Origin of the sequence: Corynebacterium riegelii, assembly GCF_001263755.1 — a bacterium.
Lineage (GTDB): Bacteria > Actinomycetota > Actinomycetes > Mycobacteriales > Mycobacteriaceae > Corynebacterium > Corynebacterium riegelii.
Genome location: NZ_CP012342.1, coordinates 316,014 through 336,325, shown reverse-complemented (window position 1 = coordinate 336,325; position 20,312 = coordinate 316,014). Strand labels below are relative to the sequence as shown.

The window sequence follows — 20,312 nt, the reverse complement described above, 5'->3', positions numbered from 1 at the left end:
TTACGCTCCCGTCAGCCAAATCACGCCCGCCTGCCGGCCCGTCGTGCCCTCGCGGCGGTACGAGAAAAAGTCAGTATCAGTCACCGTATCGCGCGGATCCGCATCCACATGGGTTACGCCAAGGGAGAGCAGCTGACGCACCAGACCTGCCCGGATGTCCAAGCCGGTGGTTCCCTTGGACGTCTTCGTCATCGACCCCGGCAGCCGCAACTCAACATCCCGCGCCATCTCAAGCGGCACCTCGTAGGAAGCACCCGCCGCAGCAGGGCCCAGAAGTACCTGAATATTCGCGGGGTTTGCGCCGAGCTCCACCATTTTTTCCACGGTCTTTTTCACAATGCCGTTACGTGCACCGAGACGACCCGCGTGTGCTGCGGCAATGACGCCCGCATTGTGGTCTGAAAGCAGCACCGGCACGCAGTCTGCAACCAGCACGCACAATGCCAGGCCAGGCTGGGTAGTAACCACCGCGTCGGTCGCCTCCACCGGTTCGGATTGTGGGCCGTCAACCACGGTCACGGTGTTGGTGTGCAGCTGCTCCATCCACACAAAGTGCTCGGGTGCAAGCCCCAAGACGTCGGCGAGGCGCTGGCGGTTGCTCGCCACATCCTCCGGGGCGTCACCTACGTGATCGCCCAGGTTAAAAGAGTCATACGGCGACGAAGACACCCCGCCCGCTTTGGCAGTAAACACCATGCGGACGGGGCGTGAAGCAAGATCAGTCATGCGCACAAACTAGCGCATGAAGTCCGGAACGTCGACGTCGAAGTCATCATCAAAGCCGCCACGACGATCCTGATCCGAGTTCGTGAACAGGCCAGAGCGCGGGGACTCGTAGCGGTGACGGGCCTGGTAGTCGTCGGTGGTGGCCGCGCGATCGTCGAAAAGCGAACCGCGCGCAGGCGCCGGCTCAACCGGCTCAGACGGCTGAACCTCAGCCTGCGCCTCCTGCGTCTCGCCCGGGATAACCGGCTGGTGCAGCTCCGGGTTCTGCTCAGCGTGCTGCAGCTTGTTCGCAACCTCATCGAAACCGGTAGCGATGATGGTCACGCGGACCTCATCACCCAAGTTGTCATCAATGATGGTGCCGAAGATGATGTTCGCATCATCGTCCGCCTTCTCCTCCACGATGGTGGCGGCGGCGTGCACCTCCTGCAGCCCCAGGTCAGAGCCGCCAGCGATGGAGATAAGCACGCCCTTCGCGCCCTCCATCGTGGTCTCCAGCAGCGGCGAGTTAATGGCCTGCTCCGTAGCGGTCATCACGCGGTTGTCACCACGTGCGGAGCCAACGCCCATGAGTGCGGAACCAGCGTCAGCCATAACGGAGCGCACGTCCGCGAAGTCCACGTTGATCATGCCCGGGATGGTGATCAGGTTCGTAATACCCTGCACACCGTTGTAGAGCACCTCGTCCGCTGCGCGGAAGGCGTCCATCATGGACAGCTCAGCGTCGCCAAGCTGCAGCAAGCGATCGTTCGGGATCACAATGACGGTGTCGCAGACCTCCTTGAGGTTCTCAATGCCCTCAAGAGCCTGGCGAGTACGACGCTTCCCCTCAAACGAGAACGGGCGAGTCACAACACCAATGGTCAGCGCACCCATCTTCTTAGCAATGCCCGCCACAACCGGCGCAGCACCAGTACCGGTGCCACCGCCCTCACCTGCGGTAACGAAGACCATGTCGGAGCCCTTCAGAGACTCCTCAATCTCCTGCTTGTGGTCCTCAGCGGAAGTGCGACCCACCTCCGGGTTAGCGCCAGCACCAAGGCCACGGGTTGCCTCACGGCCAATGTCCAGCTTGGTGTCCGCATCAGTAAACAGCAGCGCCTGGGAGTCAGTGTTGATGGCGACGAATTCGACGCCCTTCAAGCCTTCCTCGATCATGCGGTTCACAGCGTTAACACCGCCGCCGCCGACACCGACGACGCGGATCATGGCGAGGTAGTTCGCGGGAGAGGTCATATGGGGATCTCGCCTTTCCAAAGTTGAAGATGGGAAGCAATTCAGTGGTTCCCATAATCGGCGAAAACGATGAAGTTTTTGTGTTCTCAGTCGGCGTGTCACAACCCTAAACCTCAACTTTAAGGTTCTGACCTGGGGTTTTGTTGCGGATGTTACTGCTGTGACTACTGTTCTGGAGAGGCGGGTAGACAACGGGGGTGGCGGATTCTTCAGAACCGGTCTTGGTTGCGTCCGACTTCAGGAATACTTTGCATACAAAGAACTAACCGAAGGGGGAAACATCGTGTTGAAGAAGTCTTTTGTTGCGCTTTCAGGGGCTGCGCTTGCGCTGTTGGGGTCTGCGCTGACGTTGAGCGCCTGTGTGCCGAGCGCGAAGATTGAATCGCTTGGTGTTGATGCTGAGGCTGGTGCTTCTTCGGTTGCTGAGACTGAGGATGCTACTGAGGATCTTGTGGGACCTCGCGGCTTCGCCTTCGAATCCGGCTTCCTCGAATTCGGGGACTTCGACCCCTACGCGCTTGGCGACGATATTTTTAACCCCTGCACCGAAATCACTTTGGAAGAATACGCGGCGGCGGGGTTTCCGGGGATTGAGGTTGAGGGGGATGGAGCAACGTTTCACGACCACAACGCGTGCGACATTCCGCCCACCGAGGAACAGTTCGCTCGATATGTTTCAGCATCCTTTAGCAATGGAAGACCCAACCGAGAAATGATCGAGATGCAGGGGTTGCTGCTCCCTCAGTACACCTCTGAGCTCGTTCCCGAGTTATTCGCTTTTGCTGCCACGGATCACAACCCAAGCGTTTGCTACACACAGATCGATACGCTGCGGGGCGGCTTCGGTGCTTTTGCCGATGGTCTCGCACCAGATGTGACACAAGGCGAGATGTGCGAGCTTGCGATTGAAACCACCGAGCAGCTGTTCCTAGAGTTCGGCACAGGCAATGTCCACTAAAGTGTGCACGCAAAAGGTTCCAATCTTCGCCATCAGCCTTTAAGCTCTCCCCCAAACACGTAATTCAAAAGCAAATGGGGGGGTTATTTTGTCGCAGCAAGTGCGCCTTGACACCGAATCTCTATTAGCGGGTATCAGACTGCTCAAGGATGAGTCGGTCTCAATTAAGAAGTCTGCTAGCCGTACTACCAAATCCGCTCTCACATCATTTTCTAATGTCACCGGCTATCGCGAAGCGGGGCAGGCGTTAGGACTTATCTCATCGATGAATGCACCTGAATCGTACCGAGTCCTGGCCTCACACCTGATGGACGCCGCGAACGTATCAGAGATCAACCTGAAGAATATGAAGCGCTCCGATGATTCGCTTTCGGGGATGTTCAAAGGTATTGACCTAGCTACATTGAATCCGCTCATGGCGGAATTCGGGCAGATGGAAGCGTCGCTGAACGTTGTCAACGCGAAGGCAACCGCATTCCACCCGCAAGCGCCAGTAGCAGCCCCGCCGATGACGTTGCGCATGCTTGAGCAGCTCCTAATGGCTACCAACATCGCTGCCGCGGAAGCCGAAGCAGCGAACTGGACGCTTATGGCACGGGCCATTGATGAATCCGTCGCGGCACTCTTCGGTGTGAAGAACTCGTTCGCCACCTCACTCGAAACAAGGTGGGTGCAGCGCGGCGATGAGCGCATTAACAAGATCCAGCATGCTGGCAACGCGTACGCACGGCGTGCCGACGCCATGTCTATGCACACCAGCGCACTCGCCAAGTCAGCGGCGGCAGAGACAGCGATGGCTGCAGCTGCTGCTGCCGTGGCGGTTGGCCTACCGCCTACGATCCGTCCCGCTTACGAAGCGACCTACCTCGCCGCCTTCGGTCCACGCGCCAGCTCTCAGCTGGTGGCAACGATCCCGACGTTTGCGAAACTCCTGCCAGACCTAGACCAGGTCCCGGGCAATCCTTTCGATATCCGCGAGGCGAAACAACCCACTGCCCCGTCGTTTGATCGCTCGCCATTGCCAAAGATCATCCGCGATTCTTTCATGGCACTCGGCCACGGTGATCTAGCTCGTGCGACTACGCCTGATGACGTTATTAATGCTTACGGCAAGGTCAACCCGGATGTTGTCGAGGCGATTAAGGCAGGTGCAACCCAAACCCAAGCTGCTTCCCTGTCGGCACCTTCCATGCCGCCGACGCTCAACCCGGGTGCCGGTATGCCAGGCGGCGCACCGGGCAGCCTCGGTTCTGCAGCAGGTATGAATTCGATTTCCCCAGGCGCGATTGGCAGCAACGCGGCTGGTGTCAGCTCCGGTACAGGTGCGAGCACCGGCGGTGGTCTTGCCGGTGGCGGCATGGGTGCATTCGGTGGTGCAAACGGCAATCGCGGCGGTCGTAACGGTCTCGGCTCGCCTTCGTCCCGTAGCAACGCGGGCCGTGGCGCTGCTCATGCGCAAGGTCTTGCCGGCGGTATCGGTATGGGCGGCATGGCTGGTGGCCTTGCCGCAGGTATCGGCGCAAGTGGCATGGGTATGGGTACCGGCATGGGAGCTGGCATGGGCATGGGTTCTGGCGGTGCCCCACTTAACGGCGCGGGTGCGCCCGGCACAGGAGCTGCTCCAAGTGCAAACGCTTACGGTGCAAGCGGCGCAAACTCTGGTGCACAGGCACGTTCGACAACGGTCGCTGGCGGCCCTATGGCCATGGGCGCCGGCGGCGGAGCTGGAGGCCAAGGCAAGCAGCGCAAGGCCGCAAAGGTGCAGGCTGTCACCAGTGCTGTTGAACGCGACGGCAATCTGAAAGCCCTGCTTGGCGAGGCCCCACTCGTCCTCCCAAGCGTTATCGGACACAACGTGCGCGACTAGCGCCCGTCCGATTGGGATTGGGCTCAGATTTTCCGCGGCGCGGAAAACCCTCCGGCTGGGTACAGATTTTCCGCGGCGCGGAAAACGTCCTCCTGGAATTTCACTGCAAGACCAGAAACAGTCACTTAAACCCAAACCGTTCCCGCCTGGCGTCGTTGTTCAGGCAGCTCTCGGAATGCGACGAAGAGCCGTCTGAACACAAATATGCAGGTGTAGATATGCAGGTCTGCAGGTAGACGGATTTTTTCATTAAGGTTTGCTTATTGAAAAAACGCCCTGACCATTACACCTGCATATCTTGACCTGCATATCTGTTGAGAAAGGGACTGGCTCGCCCGGGATAATCAATGGGCGAATGCGCCACGTGGATCGAAAAGTGGTTGTGTCCTGCCCGGCTCGGTACAGATTTTCCGCGGCGCGGAAAACGGCCTCGTAGAGGTTGAGGGTATTCCGCGGCGCGGAAACGTCCTTCTGGAATTTCACTGCAAGACCAGGAACAGCCATTTGAGCCCAACCCGTTCCCGCCTGGCGTCGTTGTTCAGGCAGCTCTCGGAATGCGACGAAGAGCCGTCTGAACACAAATATGCAGGTGTAGATATGCAGGTCTGCAGGTAGACGGATTTTTTCATTAAGGTTTGCTTATTGAAAAAACGCCCTGACCATTACACCTGCATATCTTGACCTGCATATCTGATGAGAGGGACTGGCTTGTCCGGGATAATCAACGGACGAATCCGCCACCTCGATCGCGAGGTAGTTGTTTCCTGCCCGGTTCAGTTAAGGCTTTCCGCCTCGCGGAAAACCCTCCTGCTGGGTACAGATTTTCCGCCTCGCGGAAAACACCGCCTGAAAACACCGCCTAGAAGACACCGCAAGACAGGGGCGACCGACACGAGGGCGAGCCAAGTCTGCCCTACCTGCTGGTGACAAGCTGCGGGTTCGTGATGTTGAACTCGCGGCCTTCCATCTGCAGCACCGCCTCCAGGGCATACGACTTGTTCTCGTTGTCCTCCGACGCACCCCACACAATGGTGCGGCCGTCGTTGGTGCGCAGCACGTGGTTGAGCGGTGCGACGTCGATGGCGGCAATTTCGTTTCGGGCTCGCTCGCTAATCGACGCCGCAATATCCACCACAGCCGCCATCGCCTCAGCATCCTCTATCGGTGCCCCAACGAGTTCAATAGCTTGCGGTGGTGGTTCGGCAACCAGGAAGTCGACGCCATTGCTGTCGATGAGATGCGTTCCGTCATCTTGTGCAATAAACGCCACCGCCACATGCTCCGTGACCTCAACGTCAACGCTGCTCGGCCAATCACGCGACACGGTTACGGTCTCTACCCAAGGATCAGCGGCTATGTTCTGCGCAGCTCGACGCACATCCACACGCCCCATCGGCGTATCTGGCGCAATATCCGCAAGCTGCTGGACGTACTCTTCCGTCAACACGTGATTGCCGTGGACATTGATTCCTCGCATAGGGACCACTGGCGTGAATGGAGCTACCGCAGCCAGCACTGCCACAATGCCAAGACAGCCACCAATGGACAACGCCGCGCGACGGCGGCGAATCCGCTGTTGCACCGGATCAATCTTCGGTTTCTCATTCTCCGGCCACGCCGGTTGCTTTACAGGCTCAGGCTCAGGATCATGCTCGGGTTCTTCGAGCTCCGCAGGCTCGGCCTCGGGCTGTTCAACTGCAGGCTCGGGCTCGGCTTCAGGTTCCTCGGGCTCAGGCGCTTCAACCTCAACCTGTTCAGCCTCGAACTCCTCAGCCTCGGGCTGCTCAACCTCAGGCGCTTCAACCTCAGGCTCAGGCTGTTCGGCCGGGTCGTTGGGTTCGTCTTCCGGTGGCGGGAAGTTAATTTTCGTCGACATGGGTGCCTGCGGGTTGGGTGAGGGTGGTCAGGATTTCGTCGCCAAGAAGGGTGACGCTGCCGGCGCCCATGGTGAATACTAGGTCGCCCGGCTTGGTCACCGAAGCCACCGTGGCGGGCGCCGCGGAGAAGTCCGGCTCCAGTAGAACCGTGGTGGATTCGGCGATCTTGTCCGCAATCAAGCGCGAAGACACACCTTCGACGGGGGCTTCGCGGGCGCCGAAGATGTCGAGGAGCACGCAGGCGTCGGCAAGCGAGAGTGCCTCGGCGAACTCTGCTGCGAACTCCTGGGTGCGGGAGTACAGGTGGGGCTGGAAGCACACAACTACCCGGGCGCCGCTGCCTTCCGCGGCGACCTTTTCGCGCGCGGCGGTAAGCACGGCGGCGACTTCGGTTGGGTGGTGCGCGTAGTCGTCGTAAACCCGGGTGCCATTAAACGCACCGTCGGTGATCTCGCCCTTGAGCTCAAAACGGCGACGCACGCCCGTGAAATCACTCAAACCCTGGGCAACCTGGGCGGGCTCACCGCCAACAAACACCCCGGCGAGCAGGGCTGCCGCTGAGTTCAGCACCATGTGGCGACCCGGGATGGCCAGCTGGTAGGACACGCGCGAAGAATCAGACAACTCGATGGTCACGGCAACGCCGCCGTCAACCAGCGTCTCCTCAACAATCACCGCACCTGGCTGCAGGTCCGCATGGCGCGCGGCTGCCTCAGCAGTGCCGTAGCCCAACACGCTGATGCCGCGGGCGGCGGCGCGCTTGCCGCAGGCGGCAGCGTTGTCATCATCAAGGCACACCACGAGGTGGCCGCCGTCGGTGACGCGGTCCGCAAAGGCATCAAATACCTCAAAGTAGGCCTCGCGGGTACCGAAGTAATCCAGGTGATCCGGCTCAATGTTGGTGATCACGGCAACGTCCGGCTTATAGCGCAGCAGTGACGCATCAGACTCATCAGCCTCAGCGACGAAAACCTCTCCCCCGCCGTGATGCGCGTTCGTGCCCGCACGGTTGAGCTGGCCGCCGATGGCAAAAGACGGATCCATGCCAGCTGCCTGCAATGCAACGACCGTCATCGAGGTCGTCGACGTCTTGCCGTGGGTGCCGGCGAGCAGGACTTGGGTGTAGCCCTCCATAAGCTCACCAAGCAGATCCGAGCGGCGAATCACCGGAATGTTCTCCTCGTGCGCGCGCACCAGCTCCGGGTTGTCCTTCGGGATCGCGGCAAAGCTGGTCACCACCACGGTGGGCAGCTGGCCGGAAAGCTCAAGGTTTTCCGGCGCATGGCCCACGGCAACCTTCGCCCCCTGGGAGCGAAGAGCGCGCACCGGGCGCGAATCCTTCACATCAGAGCCGGTAACAACCGCACCGCGGTCAAGCAGGATGTGGGCCACGCCCGACATGCCGGCGCCGCCAATGCCAATAAGGTGGACGCGAGAAAGATCAACTGCGGGTTGCATCATGGTTCCTTAATCTACGTAACTTCTACTTGGCCGACTCAGCGGCCGACTCAGCGGCTCCAGCTATGCGACGCGCAATGTCTTCCGCCACCTCACCCGCACCCGTTTCGGCTAGTGCGCGACGCATCTCCTCCACACGCTCAGGGCTACCAAGGACATCCTTGACTGCCTCGTAGAGGGTGTCGGGGGTGAGCGCGGAATCGTCGATACGCAGCGCGGCACCGGCGGAAACCAAATGGGCGGAGTTGAGCCCCTGCTCACCGTTGCCGTGCGGCAGCGGCACGTAAATGGCGGGCAGGCCAGCGGCGGAGTTCTCTGCCACCGTCATCGCGCCAGAGCGGCATAGCACCGCATCGGCCACCGCGTAGGCGGCTTCCATGTCATCGATATATGGCACAGCTGTGTAGCCGGGGTGGGGTGCGGGGGCGTCGTTTTTGCGTCCATAAGCATGCAGCACCTGGAAGCCTTCATTGGTGAGACGCTCAATCGCACCGGCAAGCGCCGTGTTGATGCTCACCGCGCCCTGGGAACCACCCGTAACCAGCAAGGTTGGGCGAGTAGGATCAAGGTCCCACATGCGGTAGCCGCGCTCAGCCTTCGCGCCATCCGGGTCCACGCCCACGCCGGGGCGGACCGGGATGCCAACCACGTCACCGGGCATGCCGGAATTGGCAACGGCATTCAGACCTACGCCGCCAAGGCGCACGCCAAGCTTGTTGGCCATGCCCGCAAGCGCATTGGTTTCCAGCACGAAGAACGGCAGGCCGAGCGACTTCGCCGCCAAGTACGCCGAGGCCGCGACGTATCCGCCAGTGCCGAACACCACCTGCGCGCCAGCATCTTTCAAAGCGCGGCGCGTCTGGTTCACACTCTTTGCAAGCTTCGCGGGCACCCCGAACAGCTTCCACGGCTTGCCGCGCGGAATGGGCACCGGGTCAATCAAGCACAGCTCAAAGCCACGAGCCGGCACGATCGTGGTCTCCAAACCCTTTTCCGTGCCCAAAGCGCGAACCTCGGCACCATAGGTGTCACGCAGCACCTCCGCCACAGCCAAAGCCGGCTCAATATGGCCTGCAGTGCCACCACCAGCAACAACAACACTCAAAGATGAGAAAGACAACGAAACTTCCCTTTGCTTGCACTAACCGGCGCGGCGGTCTGAATTGAGGGCGCCATGATTACCGTAGGCTCCACGAGAGCGCGTGGCTTCGCGGCGCGGTTGGTCACGGCGCGGCGCACGCGACGCGGTAGGACGCACGGTACGGCCACCAGCGATCGGGGCACCGAAGCGTGCCTCGCGCTTGTCTGCTTCACGACGCACACGCCCAGCCGCACCACGCGCCGGCTTCGACTCCTCACGCAGCTGCGCCAACGTGCGCGGCTCCGGGATCCCCAGTACGCGGTCGAAGGTTGGGCGCCCATGGTTCTGCATCGACGAAATCGCATCCGGTTCATGGCGTGCAATAGACGCCAACACGCCCATACCCGCCAAGGTGATAATCGCGGACGTACCACCAGCAGACAGCATCGGCAGCTGGATACCGGTCACCGGCAGCAAGCCCACCACGTAACCGATATTGATAAACGCCTGGGAAACAACACCCGCAGTCAGCGCCGCAGCCATCAAGGACTGGAACTGGCTCTGGGCACGACGCGCGCAGCGCAAGCCAAAGCACGCAAGCGCAGCGAACAGCCCGATAACCAGTGCGCCGCCCCACAGGCCGAGCTCCTCACCGATAACCGCGAAAATGAAGTCATTGCGTGCCTCTGGCAGGTAGAACCACTTGGCGCGGGATTGGCCGAGTCCGACGCCGAACAACGAGCCGTCTGCAAGCGACAAAAAGCCCTGGTGCGACTGGAAGGCCACACCGCGGGTGTCCTCGAAGTGGCCGAACAGCGCGTCGAAGTACACGTGGAAACGCTGAGAACGGAAACCACCAGAGAAAAATGCGACAGCAGCCACAAAACCAACAACCCCACCAAGCACGCCGATGATTCCCCAGCTCACCCCAGCGAAGAAGAGAATCAACGCAACCACGATGGAAAAGGACAAGGCCATGCCAATATCGCCCTGTGCGGCAATCAAACCAGCACACAGTCCCGCAACCAACACAAACAATGGGAAGCCGCTACCAGCACGCTTCCAGTCGCGCGGATCACGGCCCGCAAGCACCTGAGCACCCCAGATAGCAATGGCGATACGGGCAACCTCAGAAGGCTGGAGACGCAACGGACCAAGCACAATCCACGACTGGGAACCAACCTCTTCACGGCCAGTACCAATGCCAGGAATCAAAACCGCGATCAACAGCAGGACAGAGGCCAGCATGAACCACGAGGAAAACGTTCTCAGCCGCTCCGGGTGCGTCCTCAGCGCCAGCCAAAACACAAACAAACCCGCGCACACCATCGCCCCCTGGCGCACGGCAATCGCCCACGGGCTTTCAGACAAGGCAAAGGACGTGGCCATTGAAGAGCTCATGACCATGACCACGCCAAGGCCAGTCAGCACCAGCACCACAGTGCGGATCACCGTGTAATCCAACTGCGGATACGAATCCATGGATTGACGCATCCGGCGAAGTGCACGGGCAAACCCCGATTCCGGCGGGCGCTTCATCGAGCGTTGGCGGGTTCCAGTGGCCGTCATCGGAAAATAGTGCCCTTTCGCTCGGATAGTTATGTAGTGCCTAGCAGTGTCTCATTGCCGCGGCGGCAAACGCGTTACCACGCGCCGACATTCCGGAATACATATCCAAACTTGCCGCAGCCGGCGCCAAAAGCACCGTGTCGCCCGGTTGGGCTTGGGCGGCCGCAAAATCTGCGACCTGTTCCATGGCAACATCCGGGTCCGTGGAGTCCGTGACAAAGACGGGCACGTCCGGGGCGAGGCGAGAAAGCGCATCACGCACGATCTCACGGTCCACGCCCATCAGCGCCACCGCGCGCAACTGGTGCGCGTGCGCGGCAATGAGCTCATCAACCGCAGCACCTTTGAGCTGGCCGCCTGCCACCCACACGACGGTGCCCGCGCCAGTCAGCGCAGAATCCGCGGCGTGCGGGTTGGTCGCTTTGGAGTTATCCACCCAGTTCACGCCGTTGGCGCTATGCACAACCGCGCCGCGGTGGCCCTCCACGTGATACTGCGCAAGAGCGCGCTGAATGTGTTCGGGGCGCGCACCTTGGGTCAGCGCGACAGCTGAGGCGGCGAGGGCGTCGAGCACGCCGGCCGCGCCGGCGGGCTCAATGCCCTCCGCCGAGGCGACATCCACCGTTTCGCCGTGCAGGTTGGCCACGATCCGGCCACCTGCAACGCCAACTTGGCCAGCCTGCGGTTTTCCAAGCGTAAAGCCAATGATGTCATCGCGTCCCGTGCGAGCTACGAGCTCGCGCACATGCTGGTCATCAATGCCAGCTACCGCATGCGTGGCGCGCAAAACGCGCGCTTTCGCCTCCGCGTAGTGGGCAAACGAACCGTGCCAATCAATGTGGTCATCCGCTAGGTTCAGCAACACGGCTGCATCCGGCACAAGCTGATCGGACCAGAAAAGCTGGAAGCTGGACAGCTCCGCCACCAACACGTCGACACGCTGCGGCGCATCCAACGCATCAGCCACGGCCACGCCAATGTTGCCGCACGCCACCGCGCGCTTGCCGGTGTCCTTGCCGGCTTCTTGCATCATCGCCGCCAACATGCCGGTCGTGGTGGTCTTGCCGTTTGTACCAGTGACCACCAGCCAATCCCTAGGCGGGCCGAATACACCGGCGCGGTCAAGCCTGTAGCAGGCTTCTACATCGCCGATGACGGGGAGGGACGCAAACGCGGCGTCGACAAGCAAGGGCGAATCGGGCCGCCAACCTGGAGACGTGACAACCGCACCGACCTCGCCGAAGTGAGCGCGCGCCGCCTCAGTGGTGATGATGCCCTCACCCGTTGCGCGGTCATCCGCAATCAGCACATCCACGCCAATGCCACGAAACAGCGTGGCAATTCCTGTGCCAGACACGCCAGCACCAGCGACAATCACGCCGCGATCAAACGGCGCCGGCACGCTCACGCCACTCACAGCGACACACCAATCTGGAACAGCCACTCTGAGTAAAACACCGCCAAGCCAGTAGCCACGGCCATGCCGGAGATCAGCCAGAACCGAATCACCACTGTGGTCTCCGGCCAGCCGCCCTGCTCAAAGTGGTGGTGGAACGGGCTCATACGGAACACGCGCTTGCCTGTGGTCTTAAAGGACGCCACCTGGATAACAACAGACGCAGCCTCAATAACAAACAGCGCGCCGATAATCACCATGAGCAGCTCCGTGCGCGACGTCACCGAAAGCCCGGCAACCAGGCCACCGAGCGCCAGCGAGCCGGTATCGCCCATAAAAATCTTGGCCGGCGCCGCGTTCCACCACAAAAAGCCCATGCAGGCGCCAAACCCGGACACGGCCAGCACAGCCAGCTCCAGCGGGTCACGCACCGAGTAGCAGCCGGCGGTTGCGGCAGCCTCGCAGGAGTTGCGGAACTGCCAGAACGTAATAAACGTGTAGGCCGCCATCACCAGCGCGGTGGTACCTGCGGCCAAACCATCCAGACCGTCCGTCAGGTTCACTGCGTTCGACCAGGCCGCCAGCAGCAAGTAGATGAACACCAAAAACAGGATGATGCCCAGTACTCCCCCGCCCACGGCAATATCGATGGTCTCAACATCTCGGGTCAGGGACAGGAAGGTGGAACCAGGCGTCAGACCTGCGTCGTTAGGGAAGCGCGTAATGAGCAAGCCGAAACCGACCGCGATGACCAGCTGCGCCACCAGCTTCGCGGTCTTGTTCAGGCCCAGGTTGCGTTTGAAGAAGATCTTGATGCCGTCATCAGCAAAGCCCACCAGGCCTAGCGAGAGTGTCAGCCCCAACACAATCAAACCGGAAGCCGTGAAACCGGCATGCCCACCAGCAATTGCATACAGGGCGCTCACCACGTAACCCACGGTGATGCCCAGCAGGATGGCCAGGCCGCCCATGGTTGGTGTGCCACGCTTCTTGGCGTGCCACTGTGGGCCGTCCTCACGAATCTCCTGGCCCATCTCACGGCGGTGGAAATACCGGATGAGCACTGGGGTGGTGAAAATCGCCACCAGGAAGCTAACAATCCCGGCGATGATGAGTTGGATCATGACTCTCCTCAGTGCCTAACTTTTGTCACTTATAAGGGTATTGCCCGGCATCAGCCGCTCGGCCACTGCCCATAGCCGAAGCGCATTCGAGGCCTTGACCAGCACAACATCGCGGTGGCGCATCTCCGCCCAGCCCTCCACACCGGCGGGTGGTTGAGCTATCAGCTTTTCGACGACCTCCGCCGCCCCATCCGCATCCGCCACCTGGTGGGTATCAATGCCGTGTTCCACTGCGCGCGTTGCCAGCGCTTCCGTAGCATCGTTGAACCCCACGGTGACCAGGTGCGTGACCCGGTATCGGGCAAGCTCATCTGCAAGCTCAGCGTGTTCTTCTGTGGAAGAACCGCCCAACTCCGCCATTTCGCCCAGCACCGCGATGGAGCGCACACCGGGACGTGCCGCGGCGGTAAACCCAAGCGCAGCGATGGCCGCGCGCATGGATTCCGGGTTGGCGTTGTACGCGTCATTGATCACGGTCACGCCGTCTGGGCGCGTGCCTACATCCATACGCGCAACGGAAACAGAGTGCGCCTGGCTCAACGCCTCGGCCACCACGGCTGGATCCATGCCGGACTCCACGCCGACTGCGGCGGCGGCAAGGGCGTTGGACACCTGGTGTGCGCCGAACACGTTCAAGCGCACCTGCTGCGGCTCACCTGCAGGAGTATGCAGCGTGAACGTTGCGCGCGCCAGCTCATCCAGCGTGACGCCTGTGGCGTAGTACTGCGCGTTGTTCTTGCCTTCGGCAGAAAACGTGACCACGCGAGCCTGGGTTCGCGTGTGCATCGCGGAAACCAGATCATCGTCCGCGTTGAGCACCGCCACTCCCCCATCTGCGGCTTTTGGCAGTGCCTCCACCAGCTCACCTTTGGCCAGCGCGATGTTTTCCCGCGAGCCGAACTCACCTAAGTGGGCGGAGCCGACGTTGAGCACCACGCCAATCTTCGGCGGAGCGATCTTTGCCAGGTGCGCAATGTGGCCAATGCCGCGTGCGGACATCTCAGCTACCAAAAAGTCTGTGTCTTCACTGCAGCGCAGCACCGTGTACGGGTGGCCAATCTCGTTGTTAAAGGATCCCGGCGGGGCGACCGTTTCGCCCGCACGCGACAGTACCGCGGCAATCAGGTCCTTGGTAGAAGTCTTGCCAGCAGAGCCCGTAATGCCCACAATGGTCAGCCCGTGGTTCGTGCTCAGCTCACGCGCCACATACGCAGCAAGCTTTGTCATGCCGGCCACAACACCTGCGGCGGAACCATCCGGATCGTTCACGGCCAAGTCAGAGTTGTCGCCTTTTTTCGGCGGCGCCTTGTCCACAATGATCGCAGGTGATGACACCTCACGCGTGACAAGCGCTGCGGCCGCTCCCTGCTCGATGGCTTTGGGGACGAAATCGTGGCCGTCTACACGCGAGCCCGGCAACGCAATGAACAACCCACCCGGGGTGATCTTGCGGGAGTCAAACTCCACAAAGCTTGTGACCTGGGTTTTCGGATCGGCCTCGGGGCTTAAGCGACCGCCGGTGATTTCGGCGATGCGCTCCAGGGTAAGCGGTATCACTTAGTCCATCTCCTCACTGGCGCCCATGCGCGCATGCAGTGCGCGGCGCATTTCCTCACGGTCATCAAAATGGTGGGTGGTCTCTCCGATGATCTGGCCCACCTCGTGGCCTTTACCAACGGCAATGATGGCATCGCCCGGCTTAGCCCACGCGACAAGCTGGTCAATCGCCGCGGCACGACCGGCAACCTCGCGGATCTCCTGGGCGCGTCCGCCTGCCTCGCGCGCGCCCGCCAGCACGGCAGCGCGAATCGCGGCGGGGTCCTCGGTGCGCGGGTTGTCATCAGTAACAATCACCAAGTCCGCCCCCTTGGCAGACTCCGCGCCCATCACCGCGCGTTTCGACGCATCACGGTCACCACCAGCACCCACCACAATTCCTACGCGCCCGCTAACCTGGCCGCGCAGGGTCTCAAGCACTGCGGCAATCGCGGCAGGCTTATGTGCGTAGTCCACCACGGCTACAAACTCCTGGCCGCAGTCAATTGGCTCCATACGCCCAGGCACGCTCGCGCCGGACAGGCCCTGGATGAACGCTTCTGCGTCCACCCCAACTTCCGTTGCCAGTGCCACAGCCAGCGCCGCGTTAGCCACGTTGAACTTGCCCGGCATGGGCAGCATCAGCGTGTGCGGCGCACCGCGTACCTCAAGCGAAATGTGCTGCACGCCGGTGGCATCCACGCTTTCCTGGTGCGCGGACACGTCCACACCGTCCTGGCCGCGGGTACCCACCAGCACAGGATCCTTGGCAATGCCAGCCATCTTCACGCCCCACTGGTCATCAACACAGATCACGGACTTCTCGGCCGCGTAGGGCGATTCGGGATCGAAGAACAGGGCCTTGGCCTCGAAATACTCCTCCATGGTGGAGTGGAAATCCAGGTGGTCCTGGGACAGGTTGGTAAAGCCCGCCACATCAAACTGCGTGCCGCCAACGCGCCCCAGCATCAGCGCGTGCGAGGAGACCTCCATCACCACGTGGGTCACCCCAGCGTCGCGCATCCGCGCAAACAGCTCCTGCAGCTTCGGCGCCTCAGGGGTGGTGAGCTTCGTTGGCACATCGTCGCCTGCAATACGCGTGCCGGTCGTACCAATCAGCCCCACCTTGCAGCCGGCCGCAGCCAGCCCGCGCTCCAACATGTAGGTGGTGGTGGTTTTACCCGAAGTTCCAGTCACCCCGATGAGCTTCATGCTTGTCGACGGCCACCCGTACACCTCAGCAGCCACCTGCCCCAACACAGCGCGAACATTGTCAACGACAAGCACCGGGCGTGGGTCCTTGGTGGAGCGGATGATGGCGAGCCCGTCGGCGTCCGTAAGCAAAGCACTTGCCTTGGAATCTTTGGCGTAGCTCGCGCCGTGTGCCCGGGTGCCGGGAAGTGCCGCGAAGATGCCCCCGGGTTCTACTGCGGAAGAGTCCAGGCTGATAGAGGTCACCGTCATGTCTTCGCTCGGCGCGTTGACAAGTTCAGCGTGAGCCAGCTGGGCAAGATTGCGGATGGTTGCCCCGTTTACTGCGTTCATGGTGTCCTTCCTCTCTTACTGTGCTTGCAGCAGGAATGGCTCTGCGTGTGGGCTTGGCGGAATGTTCTCGCGGTTGAGCAGCCAGCTGGCAATCTGCGTAAATACCGGCGCAACCGACTGGCCGCCGGCGCCACCTTCAAGCGGACCACGCTGCGGTTCATCCAACATGACGGCAACCACAAAACGCGGGTCATTTGCCGGAGCGATACCAGCAAACGTAATCCAAAACGCGCTATTGGAATATGCGCCCGTGTCAGGGTTCACCTTCTGCGCCGTGCCGGTCTTACCAGAAAGCTGGTAACCCTCCAGCCCTGCGTTCTGAGCGGTACCGGACTGCATCCCGGTTGGGTCCGACTGGAACACAGAGCGGAACATATCCACCGTGGTCCGTGCCGTTTCCTCGCTGACCACACGTACACGTTCCGGCTCCGGCTGCGGGATCTCCTCCCCATCCGGGCCAGTGACCTTGGCAATAATGCGTGGCTCAATACGCTCACCGCCGTTCGCCAACGCCTGATACACGCCAGCCATCTGCAGCGCCGACCAGCTCATGCCCTGCCCAATTGGCAGATTGGCAAAGGTGCCGCCCGACCACTGCTCACGCACCGGCAACAGACCATCGGACTCATTTGGCAGCTCAATGCCGGTGGTCTGGCCAATGCCGAAGCGGCGCACATAATCCCAGTAACGGTCCTCACCCAGGCGCTGTGCAAGCTGCAGCGTGCCCACGTTGGAGGACTTACCAAAGATGCCTGCCGTGGTGTACGGCGCAACGTCGTGAGACCAGGCGTCGTTGACCCGAACACCAGCCATCTCAATAAAGCCCGGCACCTGGTGGACCTCATACGGGTCAGTCAGGCCCTCTTCAATTGCTGCGGCGGCGGTGATCACCTTCGCCACAGAACCCGGCTCAAAGGGGTGCGAAATAGACGTGTTGTCAAAGTCCCGGCCCTCCTTCAGCTGCTTTTCCAAGTTGCCGTTCGGGTCAATGGTGTCCGTGTTAGCCATTGCCAGCACTTCACCTGTGTGCGCGTCCAGCACTACTGCCTGGCCGCTCTTGGCCAGCGAGTTCGCTTTCGCCTGCTCAAGCGTCTGCTGGACAAAGGTCTGCAGATCCAAGTCAATGGTCAGCTGGATATCCGCGCCGTCAACCGCCGGCACAACGTCGCGAAGACTGCCCGGAATAGCAAGGCCGTCGGCGGAGACATCCTCGGTAGAACTGCCGTTAATGCCGGTCAGGATCGCGTCACTGGAGGCCTCCAAGCCGAACTGGCCGTGGCCGTCCATGCCAACCTTGCCCAAAATGTTTTCACCAATCGCACCATTCGGGTACTGGCGGATGTCCTGGTGGTCTGCCGCCACGCCGTGGAAACTCTTCGCAACCTTTGCGGCCACATCCGGGTCCACGTTGCGCACCAACACCTCGTAGTGGGTATCTGCCTTCAGCTTGTCCAGAATCTCGCGGGCGGAAACGTTGCCCACGGTGCGGTTACCGCCGTCGTCCACGCTTTGATCCGTCTCCGGCTTGCCTTCCGCAATCATGACCGGAATCTCATTGGCCATGGTGCGCAGCACGTCTTCAACACGAGCATCGATCTGGGCGTCGATGTCTTTTTTAGACAAGCCCTCTACACGCAGCTTCAGCTCCTGCTGCTCCTGGATCTCCTTGCGCAGCATGATCGGCGAAACGGTTAGCGATCGTGCCTGCATGGTGTAGGCCAAACGCTTGCCCTCACGGTCAGTGATCTCGCCGCGGCGCGCAACATCGTCGTATTTGCGGGTGCGCTGGTCAGCAGCCTGGACGCGAAGTTCCGGGCCCCACACCACCTGCACCCAAAACAGGCGGCCAACTAGAAGCGCAGCTACAAGGAGAAACGCCACCGCAAGCCCAGAGGCGCGGCGGTTTGTAATGTGGGATTGCCGTACCGGCTGCGGATGTTTGCCCACGCCGAAACCTCACCTACCTCTATCTGCTGCTAGTTCCCATCCATCTTGCACCCTGGCGAGTGCAAGTTGGCGCACCACGCGCTAGAACGCGGCGGGAACGTTCGGCTGGTACGGCGCCAGGTTGGCCAAGCCCTCAACGGCGGGAGCTTCACCCACCACGTTGCCGCCCGGGACCTGAGCCAAGTTATCGCCAAGCTCAGCGGTTGCCTTCTCATCACTGCTTGCGCGGTCGGCGCGGGTCGGTGCGCCATTAACGTCAACCAACTTGGCTACAGACTCTGGGTTGAAGTCGCGGCGGTGCTCAATGCGGCCGTCGTCAAGCATGGCGACAATGCCCGGCTGACCAGCAACCAACATGCCCTTCTCTGCCGCGCGCTGAGTGACCTCCGCAGAAGAACGCAGATCCTCCAGATTGCGGTTGAGGGATTCAACCTCATTGGTCAGCTGGCGCTCCTGGGACTGCAGCTGCTGGATGGTAAACGTCTGCGCCGTGGACAGACCAGACAGCAGCATCGCAATGGTCACGCCGATGACAAGTAGCACGACCGTCAAGCCGCCCACCTTGCCTAATGCGGTCTTCTGCTTCGCCGTCGTGGCCACCCTACGGCCACGGACCGACACCACCTGCTGGGAGCCAAGACGCCCACCGCGCGACTTCTGATGCGGCACATGCGGGCGCACATTCGGGCGCAACCCCGGACGGGTGTCAGGCGAGGTACGCGGCGTGCGCGTCGGCGCCGGCGCGTACACAGTTGCAGCTGCGCGGGTTTTCACTGCCATGGTCTCACTGTCCTTCGTTCGGGGTATCGGTCGGGAGCTTCTCAATGCCACGCACTCGCACCGGGGCGGCACGTGGGTTTTCATCAATCTCGGCCTGCGACGCCTTCTCGGCTCCGTGGGTGACAAGCTTGAACTTCGGCGCGGTACCCGGAAGATCCATCGGCAACCCCGGCGGGGTCTTCGACGTGGTCAGATCCGCAAACGCGGATTTGATGATCTTGTCTTCCAAGCTCTGGTAGCTCATGAACACCACACGACCGCCAACGCCAAGCAGATCCGTAATCACCGGCACGACGTTCTCCACCGCTTCAAGCTCACGGTTGACCTCAACGCGCAGCGCCTGGAATGTGCGCTTCGCCGGGTGGCCGCCGGTGCGCCTGGACGCGGCCGGGATCGTCGCATACAGCAACTCCACTAAGCGCCCGCTGCGGCTAAACGGCTCACGCTCGCGCTCCTTGACAATTGCAGACGCGATCTTGCCCGCAAAGCGCTCATCACCATACGTCTTCAAAATGCGTGCAATGTCACCATGCGAGTAGGTGTTGAGCACCTCCGCCGCCGTGATTCCCTGCGTGGGATCCATACGCATGTCCAGCGGAGCGTCCACCTTGTAGGCAAAGCCGCGCTCTTCCTGATCCAGCTGCATCGACGACACACCCAGGTCATAGAGCGCACCGGCCACGCCGACTTCGCGTACGAGATCGAAGGCGTCGCCCTCACCGTCGTCAATCGGCCCAGCGATCTGGTCAAAGCGCGCCTGCAGTGGGGTAAACCGATCACCAAATGGCGCTAGGCGCTTCGTGGCCTGCGCAAGCGCCAACGGATCACGGTCAACGCCAATAACGCGAGCCTGCGGGAACACAGTCAGGAAGTGCTCGGTGTGGCCGCCGGCGCCCAACGTGCCGTCCACAATCACCGCTTGGGAACCGAACTTCTCCACCGCCGGCGCGAGAAGCTCCGCCATGCGATCACGCATAACAGGGACATGACCGTGATTCGCCTCAATTGCGTAATCCATGGGTGCCACCCCTTTGCCCTGCTGCGCGTGTGTAGATGTGTTGAAGAGTTGCCCTTGCGGGGAGCGAGTAGAGCCCTGTCCGGGGCGGCTGCTCTGATGTCGGGGAAGTACACCAGAGGAGCTCACGCCCCGGACAGAGTCCGTACACGCTCTCCGTCAGTAGTCAGTGCCTGCCGTGTTAGGGGTAGTCAGTC

Annotated in this window: 15 protein-coding genes; 2 read left to right on the top strand and 13 right to left on the bottom strand. The window is 61.3% G+C overall.

The genetic code is table 11. The annotated features are described in order from the left end of the window. A complete protein-coding gene (pgeF, locus tag AK829_RS01595; protein ID WP_052203650.1) occupies positions 1-726 on the bottom strand; it encodes a peptidoglycan editing factor PgeF in 726 nt (241 codons plus the stop codon). 9 nt (positions 727-735) lie between these two features. Then, complete coding sequence (ftsZ, locus tag AK829_RS01590; protein ID WP_052203648.1) at positions 736-1,962, bottom strand: cell division protein FtsZ; 1,227 nt, start codon at positions 1,960-1,962, stop codon at positions 736-738. Positions 1,963-2,122: 160 nt separating this feature from the next. Here ftsZ and AK829_RS01585 point away from each other — a divergent pair, with 160 nt between their 5' ends. Continuing rightward, positions 2,123-2,920, top strand: coding sequence for a DUF3558 domain-containing protein (locus tag AK829_RS01585; protein ID WP_157045272.1), 798 nt, complete (start codon positions 2,123-2,125; stop codon positions 2,918-2,920). A gap of 265 nt (positions 2,921-3,185) precedes the next feature. Then, positions 3,186-4,787, top strand: coding sequence for a hypothetical protein (locus AK829_RS01580; protein WP_052203644.1), 1,602 nt, complete (start codon positions 3,186-3,188; stop codon positions 4,785-4,787). A 913-nt stretch (positions 4,788-5,700) separates the two neighbouring features. Here AK829_RS01580 and AK829_RS01575 read toward each other — a convergent pair. The 11 genes from AK829_RS01575 to rsmH all read right to left on the bottom strand — a co-directional run bounded on the left by AK829_RS01575 (position 5,701) and on the right by rsmH (position 20,118). Beyond that, positions 5,701-6,663 (bottom strand): cell division protein FtsQ/DivIB, encoded by a 963-nt coding sequence (locus AK829_RS01575; RefSeq protein WP_052203643.1) that lies wholly within the window; start codon positions 6,661-6,663, stop codon positions 5,701-5,703. Further along, positions 6,647-8,125, bottom strand: coding sequence for a UDP-N-acetylmuramate--L-alanine ligase (murC, locus tag AK829_RS01570; RefSeq protein WP_052203640.1), 1,479 nt, complete (start codon positions 8,123-8,125; stop codon positions 6,647-6,649). Before murC ends, AK829_RS01575 begins: the two co-directional genes overlap by 17 nt. Before the next feature lie 22 nt (positions 8,126-8,147). Further along, positions 8,148-9,242, bottom strand: coding sequence for a UDP-N-acetylglucosamine--N-acetylmuramyl-(pentapeptide) pyrophosphoryl-undecaprenol N-acetylglucosamine transferase (locus AK829_RS01565; protein ID WP_052203638.1), 1,095 nt, complete (start codon positions 9,240-9,242; stop codon positions 8,148-8,150). 21 nt (positions 9,243-9,263) lie between these two features. Beyond that, positions 9,264-10,772 carry an FtsW/RodA/SpoVE family cell cycle protein gene (locus tag AK829_RS01560; RefSeq protein WP_083439707.1) on the bottom strand — a complete coding sequence of 503 codons (1,509 nt, stop codon included), beginning with the start codon at positions 10,770-10,772 and terminating at the stop codon, positions 9,264-9,266. A 40-nt stretch (positions 10,773-10,812) separates the two neighbouring features. Then, entirely contained in the window at positions 10,813-12,189 is a 1,377-nt protein-coding gene (gene murD, locus AK829_RS01555) for a UDP-N-acetylmuramoyl-L-alanine--D-glutamate ligase (protein ID WP_052203636.1), read from the bottom strand. Continuing rightward, a complete protein-coding gene (mraY, locus tag AK829_RS01550; RefSeq protein ID WP_052203634.1) occupies positions 12,186-13,292 on the bottom strand; it encodes a phospho-N-acetylmuramoyl-pentapeptide-transferase in 1,107 nt (368 codons plus the stop codon). Before mraY ends, murD begins: the two co-directional genes overlap by 4 nt. A 15-nt stretch (positions 13,293-13,307) precedes the next feature. Continuing rightward, positions 13,308-14,849, bottom strand: a complete 1,542-nt coding sequence (locus AK829_RS01545; RefSeq protein WP_052203632.1) for a UDP-N-acetylmuramoyl-tripeptide--D-alanyl-D-alanine ligase — start codon at positions 14,847-14,849, stop codon at positions 13,308-13,310. Next, a complete protein-coding gene (locus AK829_RS01540) occupies positions 14,850-16,373 on the bottom strand; it encodes a UDP-N-acetylmuramoyl-L-alanyl-D-glutamate--2,6-diaminopimelate ligase (protein ID WP_052203631.1) in 1,524 nt (507 codons plus the stop codon). It lies immediately after the preceding gene. Positions 16,374-16,388: 15 nt separating this feature from the next. Then, positions 16,389-18,320 carry a peptidoglycan D,D-transpeptidase FtsI family protein gene (locus AK829_RS01535; protein WP_083279105.1) on the bottom strand — a complete coding sequence of 644 codons (1,932 nt, stop codon included), beginning with the start codon at positions 18,318-18,320 and terminating at the stop codon, positions 16,389-16,391. A gap of 81 nt (positions 18,321-18,401) precedes the next feature. Then, entirely contained in the window at positions 18,402-19,100 is a 699-nt protein-coding gene (locus AK829_RS01530; RefSeq protein ID WP_052203629.1) for a hypothetical protein, read from the bottom strand. A 4-nt stretch (positions 19,101-19,104) separates the two neighbouring features. Then, positions 19,105-20,118, bottom strand: coding sequence for a 16S rRNA (cytosine(1402)-N(4))-methyltransferase RsmH (gene rsmH / locus AK829_RS01525; protein WP_052203627.1), 1,014 nt, complete (start codon positions 20,116-20,118; stop codon positions 19,105-19,107). Between the last annotated feature and the right edge of the window lie 194 nt (positions 20,119-20,312).

Coding starts and splice junctions, on each gene's coding strand:
- AK829_RS01530 (WP_052203629.1), bottom strand. CDS start 19,100: ATGGCAGTGAAAACCCGCGCAGCTGCAACTGTGTACGCGCCGGCGCCG.
- pgeF (WP_052203650.1), bottom strand. CDS start 726: ATGACTGATCTTGCTTCACGCCCCGTCCGCATGGTGTTTACTGCCAAA.
- rsmH (WP_052203627.1), bottom strand. CDS start 20,118: ATGGATTACGCAATTGAGGCGAATCACGGTCATGTCCCTGTTATGCGT.
- ftsZ (WP_052203648.1), bottom strand. CDS start 1,962: ATGACCTCTCCCGCGAACTACCTCGCCATGATCCGCGTCGTCGGTGTC.
- AK829_RS01540 (WP_052203631.1), bottom strand. CDS start 16,373: ATGAACGCAGTAAACGGGGCAACCATCCGCAATCTTGCCCAGCTGGCT.
- murC (WP_052203640.1), bottom strand. CDS start 8,125: ATGATGCAACCCGCAGTTGATCTTTCTCGCGTCCACCTTATTGGCATT.
- AK829_RS01575 (WP_052203643.1), bottom strand. CDS start 6,663: ATGTCGACGAAAATTAACTTCCCGCCACCGGAAGACGAACCCAACGAC.
- mraY (WP_052203634.1), bottom strand. CDS start 13,292: ATGATCCAACTCATCATCGCCGGGATTGTTAGCTTCCTGGTGGCGATT.
- AK829_RS01580 (WP_052203644.1), top strand. CDS start 3,186: ATGAATGCACCTGAATCGTACCGAGTCCTGGCCTCACACCTGATGGAC.
- AK829_RS01560 (WP_083439707.1), bottom strand. CDS start 10,772: ATGACGGCCACTGGAACCCGCCAACGCTCGATGAAGCGCCCGCCGGAA.